We start from the raw sequence: 19,123 nt of genomic DNA, 5'->3' as shown, positions 1-19,123 counted from the left end.
GCCGAGCGGACACACTTTTTGCTACTTAACCCCCGCCTGGGTTGAGGCGGTCTAACGCCGGGAGCGCTTAGGCGTCCATCTCCGGGTCGTACGGCTCAGCCTTGACCACAGTGACAGACACTTCGTCGCCGCTCGGGGAAGCGTAAGTGCGGGTCTCGCCCTCCTTAGCGCCGACCAGAGCCTTGCCCAGCGGGGAATCGGTGGAGTAGGTCTCCAGGTTCGGGTTGGAGGAGTCAGCGCCACGGGTACCGATGAGGAAGGTCTCGGTGTCGTCTTCGTCGCCGTCGTAGTAGACGTGGACCACGGTGCCGACCAGAGCCACACCGGACTCCTGCGGAATCTCGCCGACGGTGGCGCGCTGGAGCAGGTCTTCGAGGTAGCGGATGCGTGCCTCTTCCTGTCCCTGCTGCTCACGAGCGGCATCGTAGCCGGCGTTTTCCTTCAAGTCGCCCTCTTCGCGACGCTCGTTAATCTCGGCGGCGATGACCGGGCGGTTTTCATATAGCGCCTCAAGCTCGGCCTTGAGCTTGTCGTAGGACTCCTGGGTGAGCCATGGGCTATTGTTCTTTGCCTCAGTCATGGTTCCTCCTGTGTTTTTGGCTATTTAATACAAAAGCGGCCCCGCGTGGGGCCGTCGGCTGCGTCACAGGATAGCACTGTCACGCCACATGGCAATAACAGGCGCGTCGGAGTGTTGTCGCGCGCGCTTTACGACGTGCCCCCGCAGCGCATGATCCTCAGTCGCGAAGGGAGATTACTTCGCAGGTGCGAGGAACTTCGGAATGTCGGTGGAGCAGCCATAGACATCGCCTGCGACGGCCAGCTCGCGGGTGGCAATGGGGACGTCCATCCGCACGGTAGCGGGGCCGCCGCCCGGGATGAATACGTCGCGACGCCCGACCTCTGCCACGTCATAGTTCAGCGCATAGATAATGCAGTAGCTATCCAGCTCCGGCTTTTCGCGGGTGACGTCCAGCGTGAAGATGAACTGCTCATCTTCCTTGCCTGGAGTGCGGCTCCAGCCCGCTTGCGTTGCAGAGACATCCGGGGCGGAGACGCGGTTCATCTGAACGAAGATGTATGCGCCGGCGATGACGAGCATGCCAACAATAGCGATGACAACCAATTTTGCGGGGAGAGTGCGACTGTTGTCCCCATAGCGCTCGCGCTGCTCGTTAGGCGCTGCGGTATTTCGGGTGTTTCGCTCCGAACTTTCAGCCATGCTTTTTAGCCTATCGGAGTTCTCAGTCGACGTGGTAAAATGTTGACAGTTAAACAATCTTTCTGGTGTGGCGCGGTGTCCTGCTGCTATGTCGTTCCGCCGAGTAGCGATGCTGCGTGGTCATATGATGGTGCAGCGCTATAGTGGGGCGGTATTGAAACGGTGCTGGAGTAGCATCGTTGCGGTCGAAGGGCTCCGGCCTTGGCCAGGAAACATGGACTGAGATAGTAGCGGGAGTGACTTCAATTGACACTTCGTCTGATGGCAATTCACGCTCATCCTGATGACGAATCGAGCAAGGGCGCCGCAACGATGGCCCGATATGCGGCGGAAGGGCATCGCGTCAAAGTGGTGACCTGCACCGGCGGTGAGGCCGGTAGCATTCTCAACCCTGCGATGGATCGGCCGGAGGTGCGGGAGAATATCGCCGCAGTGCGCGTTCACGAAATGGCTGCAGCCGCTGAGACTCTCGGCGTTGAACATGAGTGGCTCGGCTTTACCGACTCCGGTCTGCCTGCGGGCAACCCGGTGCCGGTGCTGTCGCACGGTGTGTTTGCTCGCCAATCGGTCGAGGATGCGACCAAGCCTCTCATTCGGGCAATCCGCGAGTTTCGTCCGCACGTCGTCATTACTTACGACGAAAACGGTGGCTACCCGCACCCGGACCACATCATGACCCATATCGTGTCCATGCGCGCTTGGCTGGAGTCTGGAACGGATAAGTACCCCGAGCTCGGTGAACCATGGGAAATTTCCAAGCTCTACTACACTCACGGTTTCATCAAGGCGCGTCTCATCGCGCTGGACAACTACTACCGCGACAACGGTTTGGAAAGCCCGCTGGCCGAGTCCTTCCGCCGTTGGACTAAGACTCCCGGCGACATCATGACCCGCGTGACCACACAGGTCGAGTGCGGCGAATACTTCCAGCAGCGGGATCAGGCGCTGCTGGCGCACGCTACGCAGATCGATCCGAACGGGCCATTCTTCGCCGTGCCGGTAGACATTCAGCAGCGCGTTTGGCCGACCGAAGAGTTTGAGCTTGCCCGCACTCGAGTGCAGACCGAGCTGCCAGAGACCGATCTCTTCGCCGGTATCGACCCCGACGCGGAATAGTCCGGAATTAACGCTAAGCTGGAACTCATGATTGAAAGCTTCGATGCCTTGGCGGCTCGCACGACAATTTTCCTGGCGCAGAACCCCACTGGTCCGCGGGGTGCTGACTTCGGAAAGGCCTCTCCTGTTGGCCTGCTCATCATTGTCGTTTTGCTCATCGTCATCCTGGCTCTCGGCTGGGATCTCTCGCGGCGCGCGAAGCGCATGGCCGCTCGCCGGAAGTTCGCCGAGGCGCACGGCATGGATCCCTTCGATTCCGAGGCTGTGGATAAGGCGATGGCTGCAGCAGAGCAGCGTCGTGAAGCGGAGTAGTCAGCGTCAAGGTGTGTGCGCGTCGCTTGACGACGGGCAGTTGCGCGCGCCCCTGATTGTTTCCCGTGTGGCGGGATTTGGAGTTCGAATTGCGGGATTCTAGGCAGTGCGCTACAGTCAAGCACATGCGTATGTGGCGATTTTATTTTTCGAAGGCTCCGGAGGCAGTGACGACATAGTCACAGCCGGCGGCTAATCGTCACGTCGCCACCAACCGGAGCCAAAGGCAGCAGCCCCACCAATAGGGGCGCTGCCTTTTGTCGTATCTACAGCCAAATACATGCGTAACGCCCCAGAGAAAAGAGACCTCAGATGACCCCTCCAACTTCCCTCGAAGCCCCCGCCTCTACCGCGAACCGCCGTGTCGTAGCCTTCCACGACCTGCCCTCCCCAGAAGAGGTCATGGCCAAACAGCCACTGACCCCGAACCTAGTTAACGAAGTGGAGCAGTCGCGACTCGACATCGCCCGCGTCATCGCCCGCGAGGACAATCGCCTGCTGGTCGTTGTCGGCCCGTGCTCCATCCACGACCCCGAGGCCGCCATCGACTACGCCCGCCGCCTGAAGGCCACCGCCGATGAGCTCGACGAGGACCTGCTGGTCGTCATGCGCGTCTACTTCGAAAAGCCGCGCACCACCGTCGGCTGGAAGGGACTCATCAACGACCCCGACCTGGATAGCTCCTTCAAAATCAACAAGGGCCTGCACATGGCCCGCGAGGTACTCATCGAGGTCCTGCGCACCGGCCTGCCCGCCGGCGCCGAATTCCTCGAGCCCAACAGCCCGCAGTACATTTCCGACGCCGTCTCCTGGGGTGCAATTGGTGCGCGCACCACGGAGTCGCAGGTCCATCGTCAGCTCGCTTCCGGACTTTCCGTGCCCATCGGCTTCAAGAACGGCACCGACGGCAACGTCCAGGTCGCCGTGGACTCGCTGGTCTCCGCAGCAAACCCGCACTTCTTCTTCGGCATGAACGACCAAGGCCGCGCCGCCGTTGTCGAAACCGCCGGCAACCACAACTGCCACATCATCCTCCGCGGTGGCACCTCCGGCCCGAACTGGGACGAAGAATCGCTTAACGACGCCGAAGCGCGCCTGAACAAGGCCGAGCAAACCGTCAGCATCATGGTGGATGCCTCCCACGCCAATTCCGGAAAATCCGAGGTGCGCCAGGCCGAGGTCGTTGAGGAGCTCGGCAAGCTCATCGGGGGCGGCGACGAGCGCATCACCGGCATCATGATGGAGTCCTTCCTCGAAGCCGGCGCGCAAAAAATTACCGATGGTCGTAAGGGCCTCGTATACGGCAAGTCCGTCACCGATGCGTGCATGGATTGGGAAACCACCGACCGGCTGCTGCGTACGCTTGCGGCAGAAGTCCGGAAGCGTCGGCAGGCACGCGACTAAGCACAAAGTGGCCGTGCCCATTGGGTAGGGTTACATATGTGAAAGAAAACCAGCCGTCCTCACTCCGGCGGATTGCGTATCCGCTCTACGAGCGCAAACTAGCCCAAGAGCTAGAAGGAAAACCTCGCCCCAAGCACGTTGCCATCATGGCCGATGGCAACCGCCGCTGGGCGAGGGAGGCTGGCTTCACCGACGTAAGCCACGGCCACCGCGTCGGCTCCCGCAAAATCGCAGAATTCGTCGGCTGGTGCGCCGAGCAGGAAATCGAGCTGGTCACCATCTACCTGCTCTCCACCGAAAACCTCGGGCGCGACCCCGAAGAGCTGGAGTTACTGTTCGACATCATCGCCGACGTCGTCGACGAATTGGCGCAATCGCCTAACGACGTGCGCCTGCGCATGGTCGGCCACCTCGAGCTCCTTCCGGAAAGAATGACCGCCCGGCTACGCCACGACGAAGAAGTCACTGCGAACAACACCGGCATCCAGGTCAACATCGCCGTTGGCTACGGCGGCCGGCAGGAAATCGTCGACGCAGTACGCAGAATCATCCGGGAATCAGTCGCCGAAGGAATCGATGCTTCCGAGCTTGAGGAGCGCATCACCACCGATGCCATTTCTCGCCGCCTCTACACATCCGGACAACCGGACCCCGATCTAGTCATCCGCACTTCCGGAGAACAGCGGCTCAGCGGCTTCCTCCTCTGGCAAACCGCCTACTCCGAGATTTGGTTCACCGATACCTACTGGCCCGAATTCCGCCGCATCGACTTCCTCCGCGCACTTCGAGACTTTTCGCAGCGCTCACGCCGCTTCGGCAAATAACCTCCCTACATCCGGAAAAATTTCCGGATGTTAGAGTTTGCGCATCCGGACCCTCGAAACCTTGTGGTCCCGAGACTTCGTAAGAACTAATGACGCCCGCACTCGAGTGGGCAAAATATTTTCCGTCAGGTTCGGCAAGTTCACCTGCTGCCAAATGCGTCGGGCCACCTCGGCCGCAGCTTCGTCGTCAAGCGTGGCGTAATCCGCGAAGTGCGCGCCCGGAGCGCGAAACGCCGTCTGGCGGAGACTGAGGAAACGATTAATGTACCAGCGTTCGATGTCCGCGCGCGGGGCATCGACGTAGACACTGAAATCGAAAAGATCGGAAATCATCAGCGTCGGGCCCGTCTGCAAAACGTTGAGCCCCTCGAGAATGAGAATGTCCGGACGGTCAACATCGACGAACTCATCCGGCACCCGGTCATAGAGCGTGTGTGAATACACCGGCGCCTTCACATGCCGCGCCCCCGACTTCACCGCCGTGACAAACCGCATCAACGCACGCTGATCATACGACTCCGGATACCCCTTGCGCTGCATAATCCCACGGCGATTCAATTCCTCAGAAGGATAGAGGAAGCCATCAGTAGTAACCAAGTCCACCCGCGGATTAGTCTCCCAGCGCTCGAGCAGCACCTGCAGCAAACGCGCCGTCGTTGACTTGCCGACCGCCACCGAGCCCGCCACACCGATAATAAACGGCACCGACGCCCCCTTCGAAGGATTTTCCCCAAGAAAGTTCGACGTTACGGCGTTCAGCTCCCGATGCGCCGCCACACGCATGTGAATCAGACGAGAAAGCGGAAGATAGACCTCGGCGACTTCGTCCAGGTCGATGTTTTCACCGATACCGGAAAGTCGTTCAGCTTCCTCTTCCGTCAGCACCAGAGGCATATTCTTGCGCATTTCGCGCCACTGCTCGCGTTTGAACTCGACGTACGGGCTGGGGGATGTTGCGCGCGTCATACTTCCAATTGTGCCAAGGGGGTGCCGAAAACCGGAAAACGAGTCAATAAAGGGGGCATACCTGAATGGTGCTGCTTTCGTGGTTTGCCCCATAAAGGGCTAGCATGGCCTGTGGCATTGAAGTTTCATTGAAAGGTCGAAAACCTACTCATGACCGGGTCTAACAATAACGATGTCCGCTACCAATCGCTGCGTGAACTCGATCCCGACCTCGCAGAGGCAATGGCAGGGGAGCTCTCTCGTCAGCGTGACATGCTCGAAATGATTGCCAGTGAGAACTTTGTTCCACGTGCAGTGCTGCAAGCTCAGGGCTCGGTTCTGACCAACAAGTACGCCGAAGGCTACCCGGGCCGTCGTTACTACGGTGGCTGCGAATACGTCGACGTCGTCGAGGACATGGCACGCAACCGCGCCAAGGAGCTCTTCGGCGCTGAGTTCGCCAACGTTCAGCCACACGCAGGTGCGCAGGCCAACGCTGCCGTTCTGCATGCGCTAATCAACGCCGGTGACAAGATTATGGGCCTCGACCTGGCACACGGCGGTCACCTGACCCACGGCATGAAGCTTAACTTCTCCGGCAAGCTCTACCACGTCGCCGCATACGGTGTGGACAAGGACACCATGCGGATCGATATGGACAAGGTGCGTGAGCAGGCGCTCGCAGAAAAGCCGGATGTTCTCATCGCAGGTTGGTCGGCGTACCCGCGCCACCTCGACTTCGAAGCTTTCCGTTCCATCGCCGATGAGATCGGTGCGAAGCTGTGGACGGACATGGCGCACTTCGCAGGTCTGGTTGCCGCCGGTCTGCACCCGTCGCCGGTTCCGCATTCTGACGTTGTGTCGACCACCGTTCACAAAACCCTCGGTGGTCCACGTTCGGGCATGATTTTGGCCAAGCAGGAGTACGCCAAGAAGCTGAACTCCGCTGTTTTCCCGGGGCAGCAGGGTGGCCCGCTGATGCACGCCATCGCCGGCAAGGCCGTGGCGCTGAAGATTGCTGGTACCGAGGAGTTCAAGGAGCGCCAGGAGCGCACTCTCGCTGGTGCCCGCATTCTGGCTGAGCGTCTCACCGCTTCCGACTGCGCCGAGGCTGGCGTCGATGTTCTCACTGGCGGCACCGATGTCCACCTGGTTCTGGCGGATCTGCGCAATTCTGAGATGAACGGCCAGGAGGCCGAGGATCTGCTCCACGCTGTTGGCATTACCGTCAACCGCAATGCTGTTCCGTTTGACCCGCGTCCTCCGATGGTTACATCCGGACTTCGTATCGGTACTCCGGCGCTGGCCACCCGTGGTCTCGACGAGAAGGCCTTCACCGAGGTCGCCGATGTCATCGGTACTGCTCTCGCCGCCGGCAAGAATGCGGATGTTGACTCCCTGCGTGCTCGTGTTTCGAAGATTGCTCAGGAATTCCCGCTTTACGACGGCATCGAGGACTGGAACCTCATCTAATTCTGCGTTTTTGCAGCGCAAGTACCCGTTCTAGCAGTGCGCTAGGACGGGTTTTCCCGTACATCCGGGTTTTAGTCCGGAGGTGGTGGCTCCGGCCCGAGCTGTTTCGTCGTGCCTGCCCGGTATCCGGCGTAGGACCTCCCGGACATTGATGTCACAAATGAGTTGCTAAACAGCGGCGGCCGAGTTTTATCCGGCGGGCGCCATCGAATATGTCCGGATGTGGGGATGCGTTCGAGGTGGCCGTTGCGTCCTTCCCGGTCGTCGTCGTTAAGCCCGTTGTGTTCGCGGCAGACCATGGTGAGGTTGTCCAGCGTGGTTGTGCCGCCGTGTTTGTGGGCGACTAGGTGGTGCGCTTGTCCGCTATAGGCGGGGCGTTCACAGCCGGGCCAGGCGCAGATGGGGTTGTCGATGAGCATCGCGATGCGCTGCTCTTCAGTCGCCAGGCGGGGGTTGCCGATGGGAAATAAGTCCGTAATGGCGCTGTGTTCGTCGTAAAGCACGGCCCACCCGGTGTCGGCGAGTAGGGCGTTGAGGAAGACGTCGGGGGCGAGCGCAGAGCCGTTGGTGGTGGCGGCGAATCGCGGGCTGTAGTCGATGAGGTCTTGTGCGGTGATGATGATGGCGGGTTGGTAGCGCATTTCATCGAGCTTGTCGACGGGCGTTGCGGCATCGGCATGCTCGAGGCGCTCGGCAAGCGCTTGGCCGACGCAGCGGTCGTGGGAAAACCCCGGATGGGACTTCCGGATTTCTGCGGCACGGATGGTAAGCGGCGACAGGAGATTGTCGAGCATATCCGAGGGGCCGGAGATGTGGAAGTGCTTCATTCCCCGGATGTCTACCTTCCGGGAAAATCGGGCGCGTAGGTGCTGGGGTGGCTCGTCTTCGGTGTTGAGCTCGGTGAGAGTTTCCCGCATGTAGAGATCGAGTTCTTCGAAGCCGAGGCGTTCGGCGGCAGCGACGAATGTGAGGCGGAGGTTGTCGTGGAGTTCGGCGTTGTTGGCTTGGCGGCTGCGCTTGTCGATAAGCACGCAGGTGTCCAGGCTGAGGCCGAGCTGGCGCGCAAGGGCGGTGGCGTCTTCGCGGGCTTTGGTGTTTTCCTCGGTGTCAGCGGGTTGGAGATAGTGGGCGGCGACGCGTAGCAAAAGCCGGAGGCGCGCCGGGTCAAGGCCGAGGGTTGCCGCCAAGTGGGAGGTGGCGTCGTGGCCGTCGGGACGCGCGGCGTGGAGTTCCGCTAGCGTGTCCATTCCGCGCGAGGCCAGTGCGGCGAGCGTCCCAAGAACTGTCATGCCTTTGAAGGTAAAAGTCCGGATGTAGGGGGACAACGCCTACGAGGGCAGGCTGTGGATAAGTCAGCCGGTTTAGCAGTTATCCACATCCGGACTTTTCACCGCGCAAACGCACCGCAGCTGCACCGCCGTACCGCCGCACCACGCGCTGCCGTCTGTTACGCCCCGAAGTCAGCGAGCGGCTGTCCGGTGAGGCGGAAGGTGTCCCATTCGTCCATGGGGAAGGCGCCGAGGGAGCGGTAGAAATCGATGGAAGGTTGATTCCACTTCAGGACGCACCACTCGACACGTGAGTAGCCTCGCTCCACGGCAATTCGCGCGAGGTTCTGCAGCAGTGCTTTGCCCTTGCCCGTGCCGCGTGCCTCGGGGCGGACGTAGAGGTCTTCGAGGTAGATGCCGTGGGTGCCTTCCCAGGTGGAGTAGTTGAGGAACCACAGGGCAATGCCGTCGAGGCGCGGGCTGCCTTCAACACCGCCACCAACGCCATCGCCACCATCACCGCCACCGGCGCCGTCGTCCAAATTTCCGGATGTGGAGTCGACGACGTGGCAGAAAATCGCAGGGTTGTCCCCGAAGAGCTGTTCGCGCAGGCGCTCGGGGGTCAGTCGGACGGCATCGGGTTCTTTTTCGTAGGCCGCCAGGTCTTTGATGAGGTCGACGATCTCGTGGACGTCGTCAGGCGTGGCGGGGCGTGGAAGTGTCATGTGTCCCTTGTTACTCGCGGCGGGTGATTTGGTGCAAAAGTGCGTCCGAGGCGGGGGAGATTGCGATAACCTGCGAGGTTATGAGCAACGTTACTCAAGACTTTTCCGACGGCATTCTAGCCATCACCATCGATCGCCCGGATGCCTATAACTCCCTGGATAAGAATCTCCGCTTGGAGCTGAAAGCCGCTTTTGAGCGTGCGCAGGAGCCGGATGTGCGCGCTGTTATCCTGCTCGGCGGGCCGAAGGCGTTTTGTACGGGCCAGGACTTGAAGGAGCACATTTCTGACCTGCAGTCCGGCGCCGGCATGGGCAAGGTTGTCGAGGAGTACAACCCGATGGTCGCGGAGCTGACCGCGATTAACGTTCCGGTTATTGCCGCTATCGAAGGTGCTGCGGCGGGTGCCGGCTGGTCGCTGGCGCTACACTGTGATTTCCGTATCGCCGGCCCGAAGGCGTCGTTCAAGGCGGCGTTCCCGTCGATTGGCCTGGCCACGGACTGTGGCATGTCGGCGCTGCTGCCGCGCATGGTCAGTGACGCGAAGGCGCGTGAGCTGTTGCTCTTCGATAAGAAGGTGCTTGCCGACGAAGCCCTGAGCCTCGGCCTGGTCACCGAAGTGGTGGATAATCCAGCGACTCGGGCACGCGAGTTGGCTGCCCAGTTTGCGGCGGGGCCGACGGCCGCGCTGAAGGAGATTAAGGCTCTGCTGCGCCGGGATACCTTGGCTGCTGCTGCGGCGGAGGCGGACGCGCAGGCTCGTTTGGCGGTCTCGGCCGACCATAAGGAAGCGGTGGCCGCGTTCTTGGAGAAGCGACCACCGCATTTCGTAGGTGAGTAAGACAGATACCTGGAGTGGCAGGGGAGAGATAGTAGTGAAGAACTACTGCTCTTCCTGTGCTCCTAGTACTTCACTGGTGAGCTCTGGGTGATCTCCCAGCTCACCGGAAACCTCGTCAGGGTGCTTGGATAGGCTGACCAGCGAGACTGCCAGACCGCCCCAGATGACGATGATGAACAGTGCCATCATGACAATTGCGATACCGGACATTTGGCTTAAACCTCCTCGGTTTCCGGAGTGTGCTTGCGTGGCAGGTGTGAGGACCGCTTGAAATCTGGCGTCACACCGAAGTCCGAGCCCGGAGGGCCATCGAGACGGTGTTGGCCGCGCCAAGGCAGGATGGCCATAATCAGAGCGCCGATGAGAATCACGCCGATGACACCCCAGCCAAAGATGTCGATTTGGGTGTCGGAGTAGCCTTCGTAGTTTTCCTGGAAAAGTCCAATGAGCTCCTGGAACAGGATGACGGCGAGAATGACCGGCGTGATGTTTCCGACGAAGATCTGCCACATGGTGCCGACCTTGAACGAGGACACGGCGTTGAGGTGCATGGCGAACTCGTTGGTGCGGCGCAGGATCCAGTCGATTGCGATGATGGTCAGCAGTGCAACCAGGACGATACCGACGTTGTTGGTGAACTTATCGACAATGTCGAGGGTTACCAGACCTGAGGTGGTCGGGAAGGCCAGCAGCGAGATGACGGCCATGGCGCCACCGACGGTGAGGGTGGCCTGGACGCGGCCGAGGTTCAGCTTGTCCTTTACTGCGGAGACAACGACCTCGAGCAGCGACATCAGGGAGGTCACACCGGCGATTGCCAGGGAGAGGAAGAACAGCAGCCCGAAGACCGAACCGATGACCTTGGGCATCTCAGAGATGACCGTCGGGAATGCGATGAAGGCAAGACCAATACCGGAGGTTGCGACCTCGTCAACGGCCTCACCCGACTGCGCTGCCATGAAGCCCAGGGTGGCGAAGACACCGATACCGGCGAGAACCTCGAAGGAGGAGTTTGCGAACGCGGTGACCAGGCCGGAGCCGGTGAGGTTCGTGCGTGGCTTCAGGTAGGAGGCGTAGGTCAGCATAATGCCGAAGGCCACGGACAGGGAGAAGAAGATCTGGCCGTAGGCGGCAATCCATACGCTGGAGTCAGTCAGTGCGGACCAGTCTGGGGTGAAGAATGCATCCAGGCCCTTTGCAGCGCCGTCGAGCGTCAGGGAGTAGATGACCACTGCGACGAAGAGGATGGTCAACAGTGGGATGAAGATAATCGAGACCTTGCCGATGCCCTTGTCCACACCAGCGGCCAGAATGCCGATGACGAGTACCCAGACAATGAGCAGGACGATGGAAATCGAGGGGACGAAGTCCAGAGAGAAGACGCTCTCGGTGTCTACTTGGAGGAAGTCCTTCATGAAGTGGGTCTCGGCATCTGGGCCCCAGCTCTTGCGGATGGACTTCCAGGCGTAGATGAAGGACCACGCGATAATAACGGCGTAGTAGACGGTAATGAAGAAGGCGATACCGACCTGGATCCAGCCGATTGGCTCAGCCCAGGGCTTGATCCGACGCATCGACTTCGGTGCGGACCCGCGGAAGCGGTGTCCGATGGCGAAGTCGAGGAAGAGCAGTGGGATACCTGCGGTCAGAAGTGCGACCAGGTAGGGGATAAGGAAAGCGCCACCGCCGGAGTCATATGCGACATAGGGGAAACGCCAGATGTTTCCAAGCCCGACTGCCGAGCCGATAGCGGCGAAAATGAAGGCTGCTCGGGTGGAAAACACCTCCCTTCGCTGAGGGGTAGCGGTCGAGTTGGTTGTGCTCATACCTCTGGAACTCCAATCCTTCATCTCCGGTCACGCGCTCGCGCGGCCTAGGAGGGAATTTGGTGAAGTGCATCACCATTACCTAACAGAATCTTAGTATATGAGATGGGTATCTCATTGTATAGTTTCGGTTTTGTAGGGGGTAATGTTTTTAGTGGGGGTGTGGCACGGGGGAAGGGAGCTCTAATTAAGCCTCGTAAATAATCGCCAGCCACCCACTTTGAGGTATGCAAAAACCCCGCCAGGAAGACCTGACGGGGTTTGGGGGCGAATCGGCTAGGCCGACGTGCGCTGTTTACTCTGCGCCGCCCTTGGCGATACGACGGAAGATGATCTCCTTCATGATCTCGTTGGTGCCACCGTAAATGGTCTGGACCTTGGAGTCGAGGTAGTGAGTGGAGATTGGGTACTCGAGCATGAAGCCGTAGCCACCGAACATCTGCAGGCAGCGGGTAACGATGTCCTGCTGCTCCTCGGTGGTCCAGTACTTGGCCATGGAAGCACCGGTCTCGTCCAGCTGGCCAGCGTTGTGGGCCATAACAGCCTGGTCAACGAAAGCCTGCAGGGCGGTGACGCGGGTGGCAATGTCAGCCAGGTAGTGGCCGTGGACCTGGTGCTGGATGATCGGGCGACCGAATGCCTCGCGCTCCTGAGCGTACTTGTAAGCCAGGGTCCAGGCGCGGCGGGAAGTTGCGACAGAGCCGCAAGCCAGGGTCAGGCGCTCGTGAGCGAGGTTGGTGCGCAGGTAGCCGAAGGCAGCGCCCTCTTCGCCGAGCAAGTTCTCGGCCGGAACGCGGACGTTGTCGAAGTTGAGCTCAGCGGTGTCCTGAGCCTTCAGGCCGACCTTCTGCAGCGGGCCAGCCTTGGTGAAGCCCTCGAGATCAGCGTCGACGATGAACATGGAGACGCCAGCGCGGCCCTTGGATGGGTCGGTGATAGCTGCGACGAGAGCGAAGTCGGCCATCATGCCGTTGGAGATGAAGATCTTGGTGCCGTTGAGGACGTAGTGGTCGCCGTCCTTCTTGGCGAAGGTGCGCATACCTGCCAGGTCAGAACCGGCGCCCGGCTCGGTCATAGCGAGGCAGCCGATGGTGTCGCCGGCGTTCATGGAAGCCAGGTACTTCTGCTTCTGCTCTTCGTTACCGAACTTGGCCAGGTACGGAGCGACCAGGTCGTTGAGAACGCCGAAGGAAACGACGATGGAGCCACAGTCGGCGTTGGAGAGCTCCTCGTTCAGGACCTGGTTGTAGCGGAAGTCCATCTCTCCGCCGCCGCCGTATGCCTCCGGGGTGGACATACCAATCAGGCCCAGCTCACCGGCCTTCTTGAAAATCTCGCGGTCCGGCTGACCTTCCTTGTGCCAGCGCTCTACGTTCGGGGTGATTTCCTTCTCGACGAAGCCGCGAACCATGTCGCGGAACATGTTGTGCTCTTCTTCGAAGTGAGTACGGGGCAGAAAGTCCTTCATGACATGCTCCTAGAAATATTGTCGTGGAATTTTTGTCTTAAGGCCTTTTCGTACGTCGCAGATAAACGCTGCAGATAAACGCGATGGCCTCGGTTCATCGTCATAGTGACTATGACTGTTGTACCCCATTATGCATGAGTGTGATGAGAGACACTTGTTTTTTTAAAAGTTTTTTCCCGATTGATGACGTGAAATCGCTTGACGACGGATATTGTGCCCAACCTTCCCGGAAAACTACCCCCGTTGCGGTTGGAGGTTGCTATTGAATCCAGACTATCCCCGACAGTCGGCAATGTTAGGTAATGCTAACCTACAAAGCCAGGTGAATGGCTATTTTTGTCATATCTGACAGGCGGGACCCTGGGGCTTTGGGGTCGGTAGGGTAGGCGTTTTGGATGGTCATCATGGGGGTGATTAACGAAACAATCTCGTTTTCTTATTCCCATTAGTGCTGGTGGTAGTTAGTATGAGCATCAGGTGGAGACCGGTTCCCTTGATTATCCGAGCTTCTTCCACTGCAGTCATAGCAACCTCCAATTGCACTCGAAAAAATGACGCGACCTGTGCGCCGTCCCTGTGGAATGGACAGCGAGCAGGTCGCGTTATTTTTATTTTTTATTGCTGCGATTAGGCGCTAGTCGGCAATCCCATCAATGTGCGCCAGCAGGGCCGAGTTGTAGTACTCCGGGGTTTCCTGGTTGAGCAGGTGCTTGGCCGGCGAAATGACGACCATGGTCGAGCCCGCGATGCCGTCGTGAAGCGAAGTGACGACGTCGAGAGACGTAGAGGTGTCCTGCTTGCCGGCGATGACCAGCGTCGGAGCGGTGATCTCGGCGAGGCGCTCGCGGGTGTCGAAGCGAGAGAGTGCTCCGCAGGCGCCGATGTAGCCGTCATCGGGGCAATCTGCGATCATGTCGCGGAAGCGGGCGGCGAGCTCAGGGGTAGTGTCGAAGCACTCGTCGGTAAACCAGTTGCGGACGACAGTGTCGGCGAGTGCGACCGTGCCCTTGTCGCGCACGAGCTGGGCCTTTTCCTGCCAGGCCTCGGGTGTGCCGAATTTCGGCGCCGTCGACGACAGTGTCAGGCTGACCACGCGATCGGCGTGTTCTAATGCGATGGTTTGGGCGATAGCGCCGCCGAGAGATAGTCCCACAAAATGTGCGCGGTCAATATCCTCCTCATCGAGGACCTCGATGATGTCGGCGGCCAAGTGGCTCATGTCCCACTCACCCTCGGGGATAGGGGAATCGCCATGGCCGCGGACATCTGGCGTGATGACCTGGTACTTTTCGCTCAAAGCAGCTACCTGGGGCTCCCACATCTCCTGTGTGGTGCCCAGCGAGCCAATCAGGACAACCGTACCGTTGTCCTTGTGGTTGATTGCATGTGCGGTGTAGTCGATGGCCACGGGAGAATCCTCCTTGAAGGTGTCAGCTGTGTCGGTGTGTCAGCTGTGTCGGCTATTTCTCGGCGTTGCGAGCAGCTTCAGCGGCAGCCCGACCAGGGCCGTCGTCCTTCTTGGCCTCTGCCTCAGCGGTTTCAACACGCTGCTTCGCCATGGACTCACGAGCAGCCTCCAGCCACTCCGGCATCTGCTCGAGCAAATCCTTAATCTCCGCCGTTGTCAGCGGCTTGTCCATGTCGTTCTTCTTCAACGCCGTGATAGTGATGCCCAGCTTGCGGGCAACTTCCGGGCGCGGGTGCGGTCCGTTGCGGCGTAGCTCAGCGAGCCACTCCGGCGGATTGGACTGCAGTTCGGCAAACTGCGCGTGCGAAATCTCACCAGTGCGAAATTCCTCGGGTGTGGCCGGGAGGAAAATGCCAAGTTTCTTGGCTGCGGTTAGGGGTTTCATGGGTTCAACGCTAGCACCCATTCGAGTAACCTTGCGGAGTATGTCGACTCCTGAACCCGCCGTCCTGCGCATCGTGTTCGCCACCGGCACCAGTCCCGAGAAGTGGTTTCGCCGCTTTAGGGATCGAATTCCGGCAACACTGCACCCCCACGCCGCCGACGATCCGATGTCCGACCTGGTCGGCGGCGCCGCTGACATGGCGCTGGTTCGGTTAGAGTCCGAAAGCTCGCTGCCCGAGTCGCTCCATCGCATCCGGCTTTACGACGAAGCCTGGGGCGTGGCCTTCGAGAAAGAGCACGTGTTCTCCCTCACAGAGTCCGTGCCGGAGGAGCTGTTGGCGGACGAAACTGTGCTGCTGACCTCCGTGGATGCGGATGAGCTGCGACAGATGCTGCCCGTTGCGGCCACTGGTGCAGGTGTCGTGGTGGGACCTCGCACGATTTTGAAGGCGCTATCGAAGAAGGCGGTGGCCTCATCGAACTTGGTGGCCGAGGAAGGTGCCACAGATCCGCTGTCCCGGACAGCTATTTGGTTGGTGTGGCCGAAAGTAGAGGACGACGAGCTCCGGCAGGAGTTCGTCGGCATTGTCCAGGGGCGCAGGGAGGGCTCGACACGCACGCAGTTGGGGCGCAAGAGGGCTGACGAGCAGCCGAAGAAGTTGTCGGCCCGAGAAAAGACGCTTGCTAAGCAAGCCCGCCGGCAGCGCGCTGGGACCGTCGTAAAGCATGCGCGCAGTGGTCGTGGTGGACGTCGAAGCAGCGGCGGAAACGGGCGACCGCGCAGGCGAAAGTAATCTTTTTACAATATTTTTGCCGTTTCGTTCGACGTGCGCGGAAAAATTAGCCACACTTGTAGTTATGGCTGAAAAGAAGCGCGATTTCACGATTCGAATGATGCGTGAAGAGGACTATCCACAGATCCAAGAGATCTACGAGATTGGCCTGGATACGGGGCACGCGTCCTGGGAGCACTCCGCTCCCGAGTGGGACGAATTCATCGCACTCAAACGAGTGGATTTGTGTTACGTCGCCGTCGACGCAGAAAACCCGGACAAGATTCTGGCTTGGGCATCGGCAGCGCCGGTATCCAAGCGCCCGATTTTCAATGGCGTCATCGAAGACTCCATCTACGTCCATCCTGACGGGCAGGGCATGGGGCTGGCGGCGACGCTGCTGCAGAAGCTTATCGACGATGCCACGGAGCTCGACTGCTGGTCGATTCACTCGTGGGTCTTCCCGGAGAATGTGGGATCGTTAAAGCTGCATCGAAAGCTCGGCTTCCGTGAAGTGGGGATTTACCACCACATGGCAAAGATGACCTACGGCCCAATGGCGGGGCAGTGGCGCGATGTCATTATTTTGGAAAAGCTCCTGGAAAAGCCAGAGGAGCGCGCACTGAAGCGCGTCCAGGAAGAAGCAGAAGCCGCCGGTGAGCCGAACCGTCCGATTCTGGACAAGCTCGACCGCGCCGACGGCCAGGTGGGGGCATAGCTGCCGGGAGCCGCGGCTCCCGCGAATTAATTATTCGACGGTTTCCTTCAACGGATCCTCGCGAACAAAGAACACAATGATTGCTGCCAGAATAATCACTGGCATTAGTACCAAGAAGATCGGCGTCAAACCATCGTTGTAGCTGGAGATCAGCGCTTCATGGATTGGCGCCGGCATGCTATCTAGTACGTGCGGCGTCAGTGAACCGATCGACTTAGAGGAAAAGCCCTCCGGGCCCATCTGCTTTGCGAACTCTGCTGCAGCCTCCGGTGATGCGGCCTTGATTTGTTCGACAGCAGCCGGAACGCGTTCGCCTGCCAGGTCCTTCATGCGGTGGATGAAAATCGAACCCACAATGGAGGAACCGACCGCACCACCAATCTGGCGGAAGAAGTTATTCGCAGCGGTAGCGGTACCGACCATGGCGACCGGGAAGGAGTTCTGCACGATGAGAACCAGAACCTGCATGCCGGTGCCCAGGCCGAAGCCCATGATGAACAGGTACACACCAACCTGCCACAGCGGGGTGGTGGTCTCCAGCGTGGACAGCAAGTAGAGGGAGACAGCCATAATCATCAGGCCGACGAAGGGGTAGAAGCGATACTTACCAGTCCGCGAAATAATCTGGCCAACGCCAATTGAGGTGAGCAGCATGCCGACCATCATCGGCGTCATCATCAAACCTGCAGCGGTCGGTGACATTGAGTGCACCATCTGCAGGTAGGTCGGAATATAGGCCATAGTGCCGAACATCGCGATACCCAGAATGAGACCCGACACAGTCGTGAGCACGAAGTTCCGGTTATTAAACAAGTGCGTCGGAATCAGTGGGTTGGAAACGCGAGTCTCGGTGAGGAAGAACAGCACCCAGGAAACGACAGAGGCAACGATAAGCGAGATGATGACCCCGGAGTTCCAGTCGTACTGTGTACCGCCCCACGTGGTGGTGAGAATTAGCGTCGAGGCAGCGGCAGTCAAGAACATCGTGCCGATGTAGTCGAAGTTTCCTTCACTCTGGCGTCGGGGCAGCTTCAGGAAGGCCGCAGCTGCCGATAGTGCAACCACGCCCATCGGGACGTTGATCCACAGGCCCCAGCGCCAGCCCGGGCCGTCGGTGAACCAGCCTCCCAGCACTGGTCCCAGCACGGAACTCAGACCGAACACAGCACCCATGATGCCCATGTACTTACCGCGCTGGCGTGCGGGAATAACCTCGGCCAGGATGGCCTGTGAGGAAACCATCAATGTACCGCCAGCAAATCCCTGAAAAGCGCGGGCGGCGATGAGCAGGCTCATGGAGTTGGTGATTGCACCCATGACGGAACCGACCATGAACAGCGCGATGCCCATCATGAACAGGCCCTTGCGCCCAATCATGTCACCGAGCTTGCCGACAATCGGCATTGCCACAGTCTGTGCCAACAGGAATGCAGAAATAACCCACGACATGTGGTCAACTCCGCCGAGCTCGCCGACGATGGTCGGCAGGGCGGTGGCGAAAATCATCTGCCCCAGCGAGCTCATCAGCATAGTGAGAATGAGCGCGAAGAAAATGATTCCCAAGTGGGACTTGTTGTCAGAAACCGTGGTGTCGGTTTGATCTTGAGCAGTGGTGTTGCTAGCTGTCACTATTCCTCCTCCAGAAATTTTTAACGACGTCGGCGGCGTCGTGAAGCGGTGTATCTGTTGTGAATTCGTCCCGATGAGCCGATGAGTACAGCACGCATTCGCGGACGAAACCGACCGACAGTGCTACCTCGTGCCCGACGGGCAGCTCGGGGTGCGTGCGCGACTGTGGATTCATCTCGAAATAGCGCTCAAAGGCAGAACGGACGCGGCGCATTGAGTTGCCAAAATTCGAAATGACAACCGTCGATAGCTTTGGCTCATTGCGCAAAATCTCGCGGATACGCTCCTTGAGCAGACGGTGAAACTCTTCGGTTGCCCCCAGCTCTTTATATCGGAGTAGCTGGGATTGCTGCTTTTTCTCGATGAAATCGAGCATGTCCGCGATGGGGTCTTGGTGAATTTGGGCGAGGAATACCTCTTCATCGTCAGCATCGAATGACATGATGCCGTTGCCGAAGATGGCTTGATCCTTGGAGTCGAAGTAATTGAAGAATGTGCGTCGACTGATATTGACCCGCTGACAGATGTCTTCGATGTTGACTTGGTCGTATCCGCGATCCAATACAAGGGCGGTCGCGGCATCGGCCAAAGCGCAGTGTGTTTGAAACCTTTTGAGCTCCCGGAGACCGCACTCGGGGTGTTGGCCCGGGTCCAATCTGTGATAGGTATTCTCATCAATTTGCACGAGGTGCAAAGTTACACCGAGTGCAATGTGATGGCAAGTTGATG

Annotated in this window: 20 protein-coding genes; 8 read left to right on the top strand and 12 right to left on the bottom strand. The window is 59.4% G+C overall.

Annotated features, from left to right (window positions below; genetic code table 11):
* Positions 1–67: 67 nt before the first annotated feature.
* Positions 68–580: a transcription elongation factor GreA gene (gene greA, locus HMPREF3130_RS01715; RefSeq protein WP_048733968.1), complete on the bottom strand. Its 513-nt coding sequence runs from the start codon at positions 578–580 to the stop codon at positions 68–70.
* Between the two features lie 174 nt (positions 581–754).
* Positions 755–1,222, bottom strand: coding sequence for a DUF4307 domain-containing protein (locus HMPREF3130_RS01710; protein ID WP_070429188.1), 468 nt, complete (start codon positions 1,220–1,222; stop codon positions 755–757).
* Between the two features lie 261 nt (positions 1,223–1,483).
* Between HMPREF3130_RS01710 and mca the strand changes: the two genes are divergently transcribed.
* From mca to HMPREF3130_RS01690, 4 genes are all read left to right on the top strand, one after another.
* Complete coding sequence (gene mca, locus HMPREF3130_RS01705) at positions 1,484–2,338, top strand: mycothiol conjugate amidase Mca (RefSeq protein ID WP_042388838.1); 855 nt, start codon at positions 1,484–1,486, stop codon at positions 2,336–2,338.
* Positions 2,339–2,365: 27 nt separating this feature from the next.
* Positions 2,366–2,650 carry a hypothetical protein gene (locus tag HMPREF3130_RS01700; RefSeq protein ID WP_038626184.1) on the top strand — a complete coding sequence of 95 codons (285 nt, stop codon included), beginning with the start codon at positions 2,366–2,368 and terminating at the stop codon, positions 2,648–2,650.
* Positions 2,651–2,962: 312 nt separating this feature from the next.
* Positions 2,963–4,054, top strand: a complete 1,092-nt coding sequence (locus tag HMPREF3130_RS01695) for a 3-deoxy-7-phosphoheptulonate synthase (protein WP_070429187.1) — start codon at positions 2,963–2,965, stop codon at positions 4,052–4,054.
* A gap of 38 nt (positions 4,055–4,092) precedes the next feature.
* Positions 4,093–4,878 carry an isoprenyl transferase gene (locus tag HMPREF3130_RS01690; protein ID WP_016423188.1) on the top strand — a complete coding sequence of 262 codons (786 nt, stop codon included), beginning with the start codon at positions 4,093–4,095 and terminating at the stop codon, positions 4,876–4,878.
* 30 nt (positions 4,879–4,908) lie between these two features.
* Here HMPREF3130_RS01690 and coaA read toward each other — a convergent pair whose 3' ends face one another.
* Complete coding sequence (gene coaA, locus HMPREF3130_RS01685) at positions 4,909–5,844, bottom strand: type I pantothenate kinase (protein ID WP_038626177.1); 936 nt, start codon at positions 5,842–5,844, stop codon at positions 4,909–4,911.
* 150 nt (positions 5,845–5,994) lie between these two features.
* Between coaA and glyA the strand changes: the two genes are divergently transcribed.
* On the top strand, positions 5,995–7,296 hold the full coding sequence (gene glyA / locus HMPREF3130_RS01680; protein WP_070429186.1) for a serine hydroxymethyltransferase: 1,302 nt from the start codon (positions 5,995–5,997) through the stop codon (positions 7,294–7,296).
* Between the two features lie 71 nt (positions 7,297–7,367).
* On the opposite strand, the gene HMPREF3130_RS01675 is transcribed toward glyA, so the two are convergent.
* Entirely contained in the window at positions 7,368–8,585 is a 1,218-nt protein-coding gene (locus HMPREF3130_RS01675) for an HNH endonuclease signature motif containing protein (protein ID WP_246815088.1), read from the bottom strand.
* A gap of 158 nt (positions 8,586–8,743) precedes the next feature.
* On the bottom strand, positions 8,744–9,289 hold the full coding sequence (locus HMPREF3130_RS01670; protein WP_049172264.1) for a GNAT family N-acetyltransferase: 546 nt from the start codon (positions 9,287–9,289) through the stop codon (positions 8,744–8,746).
* 80 nt (positions 9,290–9,369) lie between these two features.
* On the opposite strand from HMPREF3130_RS01670, the gene HMPREF3130_RS01665 reads away from it, so the two are divergent.
* Positions 9,370–10,128: an enoyl-CoA hydratase-related protein gene (locus HMPREF3130_RS01665; protein WP_070429185.1), complete on the top strand. Its 759-nt coding sequence runs from the start codon at positions 9,370–9,372 to the stop codon at positions 10,126–10,128.
* A gap of 42 nt (positions 10,129–10,170) precedes the next feature.
* Here the strand turns inward: HMPREF3130_RS01665 and metS are convergent, their stop codons facing one another.
* From metS to HMPREF3130_RS01640, 5 genes are all read right to left on the bottom strand, one after another.
* Entirely contained in the window at positions 10,171–10,338 is a 168-nt protein-coding gene (gene metS, locus HMPREF3130_RS01660; RefSeq protein WP_048733989.1) for a methionine/alanine import NSS transporter subunit MetS, read from the bottom strand.
* Between the two features lie 5 nt (positions 10,339–10,343).
* Positions 10,344–11,954, bottom strand: a complete 1,611-nt coding sequence (locus HMPREF3130_RS01655) for a sodium-dependent transporter (protein WP_049172268.1) — start codon at positions 11,952–11,954, stop codon at positions 10,344–10,346.
* A 295-nt stretch (positions 11,955–12,249) separates the two neighbouring features.
* Positions 12,250–13,422, bottom strand: coding sequence for an acyl-CoA dehydrogenase family protein (locus HMPREF3130_RS01650; protein ID WP_005510658.1), 1,173 nt, complete (start codon positions 13,420–13,422; stop codon positions 12,250–12,252).
* Between the two features lie 634 nt (positions 13,423–14,056).
* Positions 14,057–14,830, bottom strand: coding sequence for an alpha/beta fold hydrolase (locus HMPREF3130_RS01645; RefSeq protein ID WP_070429184.1), 774 nt, complete (start codon positions 14,828–14,830; stop codon positions 14,057–14,059).
* A 52-nt stretch (positions 14,831–14,882) separates the two neighbouring features.
* Positions 14,883–15,275 carry a DUF5997 family protein gene (locus tag HMPREF3130_RS01640; protein ID WP_070429193.1) on the bottom strand — a complete coding sequence of 131 codons (393 nt, stop codon included), beginning with the start codon at positions 15,273–15,275 and terminating at the stop codon, positions 14,883–14,885.
* 40 nt (positions 15,276–15,315) lie between these two features.
* Here HMPREF3130_RS01640 and HMPREF3130_RS01635 point away from each other — a divergent pair, with 40 nt between their 5' ends.
* Together HMPREF3130_RS01635 and HMPREF3130_RS01630 are read left to right on the top strand one after the other, a co-directional pair.
* Positions 15,316–16,068: a type 2 periplasmic-binding domain-containing protein gene (locus HMPREF3130_RS01635; RefSeq protein ID WP_070429183.1), complete on the top strand. Its 753-nt coding sequence runs from the start codon at positions 15,316–15,318 to the stop codon at positions 16,066–16,068.
* Between the two features lie 64 nt (positions 16,069–16,132).
* Positions 16,133–16,765, top strand: a complete 633-nt coding sequence (locus HMPREF3130_RS01630) for a GNAT family N-acetyltransferase (protein WP_016423177.1) — start codon at positions 16,133–16,135, stop codon at positions 16,763–16,765.
* A gap of 30 nt (positions 16,766–16,795) precedes the next feature.
* Here the strand turns inward: HMPREF3130_RS01630 and HMPREF3130_RS01625 are convergent, their stop codons facing one another.
* A complete protein-coding gene (locus HMPREF3130_RS01625) occupies positions 16,796–18,394 on the bottom strand; it encodes an MDR family MFS transporter (RefSeq protein ID WP_049172271.1) in 1,599 nt (532 codons plus the stop codon).
* A complete protein-coding gene (locus HMPREF3130_RS01620) occupies positions 18,384–18,983 on the bottom strand; it encodes a TetR/AcrR family transcriptional regulator (RefSeq protein WP_246815087.1) in 600 nt (199 codons plus the stop codon). The genes HMPREF3130_RS01625 and HMPREF3130_RS01620 overlap by 11 nt, the downstream gene beginning before the upstream one ends.
* Positions 18,984–19,123 lie beyond the last annotated feature (140 nt).

The organism is Corynebacterium sp. HMSC14B06 (genome assembly GCF_001807075.1).
Classification (GTDB): Bacteria; Actinomycetota; Actinomycetes; order Mycobacteriales; family Mycobacteriaceae; genus Corynebacterium; species Corynebacterium jeikeium_D.
This window is presented reverse-complemented; position numbering and strand designations above follow the sequence as displayed.